Here is a 3,253-nt window from a genome sequence, read left to right as displayed (position 1 = left end):
CCGCTCAACTATAAATATATTATCATAGCAAAATAAAATAAAAATTAAATAGACTTGTGACGAAACCAATTTTATGCTAAGCAATATAGTGGTAAGGTAATCCACTGGAGTCAAAAATAATGACTGATGCAGCACAAATGACAAATTTGCCTCAGATTAACGTAGCAGAAAATCCTAAGTCACCAAATCAAATTCTCTTGTTAACGCTGAAGGTATTCGAGTACTTGGTGCTAGCAGGAGCGGTTGGTGCAGGAATCGTTACATTTATTTTACCAGAGGTGCAAATGGCCAAAATCTACTTGGCTGTTTTGGCATCGGTTTCGGTTTTTATGTTTTTAGCTAATTTGAGCCTCTCGAAAACATTTAATGGGGCATCACTTCGGCAGAAAATCAGCAGAAAAGCCGAACTATACAATGCGCTGGTGGGAAATTCGCAACTGATCGAAAATGCTTCGATAAACACAGCAAGAGAAAGTGCTTTAGAGTATTGTCAGGAGTTGGTTGATGATTATAAAAGGACGAGAACTAACTGTCGAAATATTTATTATATTTCGCAACTTGCCACGGTGGTTTTATCTGGAATTACACCGATTTTGGTGTTAGTAGACAAATTGGAAGCTGGTGTAACTTGGCTGAAGTGGCTACCCGTAATTTGTCCGGCGATCGCAGCTATCGTGGCTAGTATCGTTACCTCGTTTCCTTTTCAAAAGAATTGGTTGGCTGCTAACACTACGGTGGAATTGTTGGAAGCCGAACAGGAGAAATTTATCTTGGGTGTAAGTCCGTTATATAGTTACTACGATACGGCGGAAGAAACCGAATTGCCTCTCAAAGCGCAAAAGGCGATCGAAAACTTTATCGTTCAAGTCAATAACATTCACTTGAACCAATTGCAAGCAATGAATGATAAAAATGCTGAGGCGCAGAAACAAGAGTCAGCCGCCGCAGCATCTAATCAGCCTAGCTAGCCAGCCTAGTTGAGTGCTAAAGGTACAGGTGCGATGGATCGCGCCTGTACTCAATTGTTAAAACAGCTTTAACGCTAAATCTGTAGCTGTAAAGTGCGTCAGATAGCACCATTTTAGCATAAATCGCTAATTTTATCCCTCTGACGCACCAAAGCTGAATGTAACTTCCGCAAGAGTAACAATTAAGCGCAGATGAGTTTCCACAAATAAGCTAGTTAGAATCAATGAAAGATGCGATCGCTTTTTTCACCGGCTGGGAATCACCTCCTACTCTCGCATAAGACGTAAGACCTTGCTCTATAAATTCTGTTGCTGTTGCGAGTAAATCGTTGATAATCTGCTTTCTGGAATCATCGATCGCTTCACTAATTTTCTTACCTGTAAACCGGTTTTTTCGGTCTTTCTCTGGAACTATTTCGCGAACATCTTTATAACTCTCGTTATTTGGATCTTTAGCTTTAAATCTTTCATTCAAATCAAACTGAAGGCGCAAGTAACGTTTTGAGTTAAATCCACCCATAATTTGTTGGCAAATTGTGGTATCCACCTCCGATGTTGGCTCCATAAACACATCAACAATATGTTGCGCCCAGTTCAATGTTTTCCAGTTTTTTACTTCTTCATATCGATAAGGTTCTCCAGTCCTACCAGTGCCGATCGAAAGTATAGAAATATCTTCAAATTTGACATTTTCCAGCTTCTCCTTCATTTTTGGAGGTAGTTCTTTTGGTAGAGGTTTTCCTTGTTCTTGGCTGTTTTTGAGCGCTTGATTGATTCTGAGTACTAGACTTAAGGCAGCCAGAGAAGGATTGTTTGCACCTACTCCACCATCGATGTGAGGGAAAGACCACTTATCTCCATATTTTTCTTTGTTGCGCGGTTTTAACTCATAAGCTGGAAAGAAAGTGGGAGCAGAGGAGGAGCAAACGCAGATTTCCCATAGGGGAGTATCGTCATACCACCTATCTCCAATATCGGGATGACAATTGGTAAAAAACGTAGTATTCCTGTAAAGTGTATCGTAAGCAAGAATTAAAATAATATTGTCTTCAATTTTACCGATTTCGACTTCTCCTAAAACGTCTTGTAAAGAGCTAATCAGTCCAGCGTGCGAATATTTGGCAGGTGCAAATGTATTGATTAATTGTTGCACTACCTCTAGTGGAAATACCCAGGAGTGTAAAGATTCTGGCAAATACTCTTTGAGGTTTGTTTGTTGATATGGAAATATTGTTCCGGCTTTGTCTTGATAGAGTTGGATGAGGCGATCGCTTGTATTTTTAGTACCAATACCTGCTGTTAAAATCGAGCCTGTCGAAGTTCCGGCAATCATATCAAAATATTCGTGTAAAGCTAAGCCTTTACGTTCCTGAAGTTGGCTTTCAACTTCTTTGAGTATGCGTGCAGAGATGACTCCACGCATTCCACCGCCATCCAAACTTAGAATTCTGAATGTCATAATAATTATTCCTTTTGGCTGATTGCTAGCGTGCGATATATTTGAGATGTTAAGATAAGTGTAACTGCCTATTTAATGGCCAACATAAAAGTTTAGAATTTCTTCCAAAAAAATTTAATTTTCTTTACAATAGAGTGGTTAAAATGAGAGGTAGTACTCTAAAATCACAAGCATAGAGATGATTAGAAAACATCAATATAAAATCACACTTATACTGTTATCTGCCTGTTTTTTATGTCTGCCAATAGCTTATAGAAGTGAAGGGGCAAAATTAGCGATCGCCGCCTCAAATCCTACAGAAAATTCTGCCGTTTTCAACGGTAAAATTATGCAGCGCAGCTTGAATGGTACATCTTGGACGCTAGTTTCTTGGGGAACTGCAAATGCACGCAGTTCTCCTTTGAGAAATACACGCATTACAGCACAATTCACGAACAACACTATGAGCGGTTTAGCTAGCTGCAACAACTACAATGCCAGCTATCAAACAAACGGTAATAACCTAACAGTAAATAGTCCCGCTACCACCCGTAAAGCGTGTTCCCCCGATATTATGCGTCAAGAATCTGAGTATCTGGCTGCTCTCCAAAGTGCCCAAAGGTATCGCATCACTAATAACAACCAACTGCAAATATTTTACAGAGTTAATGGAAGTCGCGGTTTGATGACCTTTAGACAGCAGTAAACGGCTAATCCATGAGCTAAAGTTGTCACAACGTCCGGGTTTATTCTCAAACGAAAAGTATTAAGATCGGGGAAGGTGAAGAAGATGGGCAAATTTTTCCCTTATCTCTCTCATCTCCTTCATCTCCTTCATTAAACTACC

The 3,253-nt window shown here is 39.8% G+C and carries 3 protein-coding genes; 2 read left to right on the top strand and 1 reads right to left on the bottom strand.

The features are described 5' to 3' along the window. The first annotated feature begins 119 nt into the window (after positions 1-119). Positions 120-968, top strand: a complete 849-nt coding sequence (locus tag H6S82_RS25340) for a DUF4231 domain-containing protein (RefSeq protein ID WP_190463389.1) — start codon at positions 120-122, stop codon at positions 966-968. 211 nt (positions 969-1,179) lie between these two features. Here the strand turns inward: H6S82_RS25340 and H6S82_RS25335 are convergent, their stop codons facing one another. Beyond that, positions 1,180-2,427, bottom strand: coding sequence for a patatin-like phospholipase family protein (locus tag H6S82_RS25335; RefSeq protein ID WP_190463387.1), 1,248 nt, complete (start codon positions 2,425-2,427; stop codon positions 1,180-1,182). Between the two features lie 178 nt (positions 2,428-2,605). Here H6S82_RS25335 and H6S82_RS25330 point away from each other — a divergent pair, with 178 nt between their 5' ends. Continuing rightward, entirely contained in the window at positions 2,606-3,112 is a 507-nt protein-coding gene (locus tag H6S82_RS25330) for an META domain-containing protein (RefSeq protein WP_190463385.1), read from the top strand. Positions 3,113-3,253 lie beyond the last annotated feature (141 nt).

Origin of the sequence: Planktothrix sp. FACHB-1355, assembly GCF_014748295.1 — a bacterium.
Taxonomy (GTDB): domain Bacteria; phylum Cyanobacteriota; class Cyanobacteriia; order Cyanobacteriales; family Aerosakkonemataceae; genus Aerosakkonema; species Aerosakkonema funiforme_A.
This window is presented reverse-complemented; position numbering and strand designations above follow the sequence as displayed.

Coding starts and splice junctions, on each gene's coding strand:
- H6S82_RS25330 (WP_190463385.1), top strand. CDS start 2,606: ATGATTAGAAAACATCAATATAAAATCACACTTATACTGTTATCTGCC.
- H6S82_RS25335 (WP_190463387.1), bottom strand. CDS start 2,427: ATGACATTCAGAATTCTAAGTTTGGATGGCGGTGGAATGCGTGGAGTC.
- H6S82_RS25340 (WP_190463389.1), top strand. CDS start 120: ATGACTGATGCAGCACAAATGACAAATTTGCCTCAGATTAACGTAGCA.